Annotated in this window: 2 protein-coding genes and 1 pseudogene; all 3 read left to right on the top strand. The window is 69.5% G+C overall.

The genetic code is table 11. The annotated features are described in order from the left end of the window. Positions 1 to 868, top strand: a pseudogene (gene mutL / locus G3N97_RS37250) (DNA mismatch repair protein MutL); the annotation flags it as partial. A gap of 10 nt (positions 869 to 878) precedes the next feature. After that, the gene (gene miaA / locus G3N97_RS37245; RefSeq protein ID WP_205997762.1) at positions 879 to 1,853 is read left to right on the top strand and encodes a tRNA (adenosine(37)-N6)-dimethylallyltransferase MiaA; all 975 of its coding nucleotides are present in this window, start codon (positions 879 to 881) and stop codon (positions 1,851 to 1,853) included. A 290-nt stretch (positions 1,854 to 2,143) separates the two neighbouring features. Further along, a complete protein-coding gene (gene dalD, locus G3N97_RS37240; protein ID WP_205997761.1) occupies positions 2,144 to 3,550 on the top strand; it encodes a D-arabinitol 4-dehydrogenase in 1,407 nt (468 codons plus the stop codon). Positions 3,551 to 3,650: the final 100 nt, after the last annotated feature.

The raw sequence follows: 3,650 nt of genomic DNA, 5'->3' as shown, positions 1-3,650 counted from the left end.
CAGCGGCCGCTCGTCGGGCTTCGGCGGCGGCTTCGGCGGCGGCTCGGGTGGCAGCTCGGGCGGCGGCTTCGGTGGCAGCTCAAGCGGCGGCAACACCTGGCTGCGCCAGTCGCGCATGCAGCAAGGCTCGCTGCCCGTTGCGCAGCCGCTCGCGCTCTACGACGCGCTGTTCGGCCGCAAGGACGTCGGCGCCGGCACCGAGCAAGGTTCGACCGTCTCACAAGCCGACGGCGCAGGCGCGCGCTTCGACAGCGCCGCGCAACCGGCCTTCGACGCCCGCGACGACCATCCGCTCGGCTTCGCGCTCGGCCAGGTCCACGGCATCTACGTGCTCGCGCAGAACGCGCGCGGCCTCGTGATCGTCGACATGCACGCGGCGCACGAACGCATTCTCTACGAGCAGTTCAAGACGGCGCTGGCCGAGCGCTCGCTCGCCGTGCAGCCGCTCCTGATCCCGATTTCGATGCAGGCCGATCCCGTGGAAACCGGCACCGTCGAGGAAGAAAAAGCCACGCTCGAAGCGCTGGGTTTCGATCTCGCGGTGCTCTCGCCCACCTCGATCGCGATTCGCGCCGTGCCCGCGCTGCTCAAGGACGCCGATCTCCAGGCGCTCGCGCGCGCCGTGCTCACCGACCTGCACGCCTACGGCGGCTCGCGCGTGCTCACCGAGCGTCAGCACGAGATGCTCGGCACGCTCGCCTGCCATCACGCGGTGCGCGCCAACCGGCGTCTCACGCTCGACGAGATGAACGCGCTGCTGCGCCAGATGGAAACCACCGAACGCGCCGACCAGTGCAATCACGGCCGCCCGACGTGGTATCAGCTCACGCTCGCGGACCTCGACCGCCTGTTCATGCGCGGCCAGTAAGCGAGCTTCGATGAGCATGACGCAACACGCACTCGCTACGCCGGTCGCCTGCCTGCTCGGGCCGACCGCTTCCGGCAAGACCGCCGCCGCGCTCCGCTACGCGGCGCAAGCGGCCGCGCAGGGCCGCACGGTCGAGATCGTCAGCGTCGATTCGGCGCTCGTCTATCGCGAGATGGATATCGGCACCGCGAAACCGAGCGCGGAAGAACGCGCGGCGGCGCCGCATCATCTGATCGATATCGTCGATCCGGCCGATGCCTATTCCGCCGCCAACTTTCGCGCCGACGCGCTGCGCGTGACGGGCGAGATCGTCGCGCGGGGCAACGTGCCGCTGCTCGTGGGCGGCACGATGCTCTACTACAAGGCGCTCACGCAGGGCCTGAACGATCTGCCGGGCGCCGATCCCGCCGTGCGCGCGCAACTCGACGCCGACGCCGCCCGCGACGGCTGGCCCGCGCTGCACGCGCGCCTCGCGCAAGTCGATCCGGCCACGGCCGCGCGCCTCGCGCCGAACGACTCGCAGCGCATCCAGCGCGCGCTCGAAATCTGGATGCTGTCCGGGCAGCCGATGTCGGCGCTGCTGGCCGCGCCGTCGAGCCGCGACGACGAGGCCGCGCGCTACCGCTTCGTGCCCGTCGCGCTCGAACCCTCGGACCGCGCGGTGCTGCACCGGCGCATCGAGCAGCGCTTCGACGCGATGCTCGCGGCAGGTCTGATCGACGAGGTGAAGGCGCTGCGCGCACGCGGCGACCTCGACGCGAATCTGCCGTCGATGCGCTGCGTCGGCTATCGGCAGGCGTGGGAGTATCTCGACGGCGACATCGACTACGACACGATGCGCGACAAGGGCGTGTTCGCCACGCGTCAGCTCTGCAAGCGCCAGCTCACGTGGCTGCGCGCGATGCCCGAGCGCATCGTTGTCGATTGCTGCGCGGCGGACGCCACCGCGCAGGCCGTGTCGGCGATCGAGCGGATTCACGCCTAGGCCGCTTCGCCCCCCACTTTTCCGTTGTGCATCACAGCATCGCGCGCGGCGCCTGCCGCGCGTGCGTGCGCATGCCCGCTCGCACGCACGCCCCGCCCTTGCACGCCGCAGCGCGCCACCAAAACCCGCGCGCGTCGTCTTGACTTTCCTTCGCCCGAATACGATCATTCGTTCATCAATCGGGCAAATGCTCTATCTTTCACGCCCGTCGATTCGCACACCCAAACCAGCCAGACGCGCACGCTCAATGCGCGCACATCGCCCTAGACAGGCGAACACGGAGACACCTTATGGCCAGCGAACGCAGCGACGCGAACGTGATCCTGCACATCGGCGCCGGATCGTTTCACCGCGCGCATCAGGCGTGGTATCTGCACCGCGTCAATCTCGCGCGCCAGCCGGACGAGCCGCAGTGGACGCTGAGCGTCGGCAATATCCGCGCCGATATGAACCCCGTCATGGACGCGCTCGCCGCGCAGCAAGGCGTCTACACGCTGGAAACCGTCACGCCGCAGGGCGAGCGCGCTTACGAGCAGATCCGCTCGATCACGCGCGTGCTGTCGTGGTCGGCGGACCTCGCGAGCCTGATCGACGCGGGCGCGGATCCGGCCTGCAAGATCATCGCGTTCACCGTGACCGAAGGCGGTTATTACCTCGACGAGCACGACCGTCTCGATACCGCCAATCCCGATCTCGCCGCCGATCTGAACGGTGCGCGCACCACGATCTACGGCGCGCTGGCCGCGATCCTCGACGCGCGCAGGACGCGCGGCGGCGGCCCGGTCACGCTGCAAACCTGCGACAACCTGCGCAGCAACGGCAAGCGTTTTCACGCGGGCATGCGCGAATTCCTCGCGCTGCGCGGCGAGACCGCCCTGCGCGAATGGTTCGACGCGAACACCGCCTGTCCCGATTCGATGGTCGACCGCATCACGCCGCGTCCGACGCCCGACGTGCGCGAGCGCGTGAAGGCCGCCACCGGCGTCGACGACGCCTGCCCGGTGATGGGCGAGGCTTTCATCCAGTGGGTGATCGAGGATCACTTCTGCGCGGGCCGCCCCGCGTGGGAGCGCGCGGGCGCGGAGATGGTGGAATCGGTGATGCCCTACGAGGAAGCGAAGATCCGCATTCTCAACGCGACGCATAGCTGCATCGCGTGGGCGGGCACGCTGGTCGGTCTGTCGTATATCCACGAAGGCACGAACGACGCCGATATCCGCGCGTTCGCGCACGCCTACGTGAGCGAGGACGTGATTCCCTGCCTCACGCCGAGCCCGCTCGACCTCGAAAAGTATCGCGACGTGGTGCTCGAACGCTTCAGCAATCCGTATATCCAGGACACCAACCAGCGCGTGGCCGCCGACGGCTTCTCGAAGATCCCCGGCTTCATCGCGCCGACGATCGCGCAACGCATCGCCGCGGGCGCGACGCCCGCCGCCACCGCCGTGCTGCCCGCGCTGTTCCTGCGCTTCCTGCAACGCTGGAACAAGGGCGTGCTGCCGTATCAGTATCAGGACGGCGTGATGGACGGCGTGGCCGTGGCGAAGCTGTTCGAAGCCGCCGATCCGCTTGCCGGGTTCGCCGCCGACAAACTGCTCTGGGGCAGCCTCGCGGGCGGCGCGCCGCTCGAAGGCGCGCTGCGCGAAGCGCTCGCGCGCGTCGATGCGTGGCTCTCCCGGCGCGGGTCCGCGGCTTGATCGCGCGCTTGTCGCGCGCGCGTCGTCCCTCGTCGCTGCTCTCGACACTCCCGCTTTCGCGCGCGGCCGCCGCCGCGCCGTTGTTCCACCCGCGCGTCCA

This window comes from Paraburkholderia sp. Ac-20347 (assembly GCF_017104805.1).
Lineage (GTDB): Bacteria > Pseudomonadota > Gammaproteobacteria > Burkholderiales > Burkholderiaceae > Paraburkholderia > Paraburkholderia tropica.
This window is presented reverse-complemented; position numbering and strand designations above follow the sequence as displayed.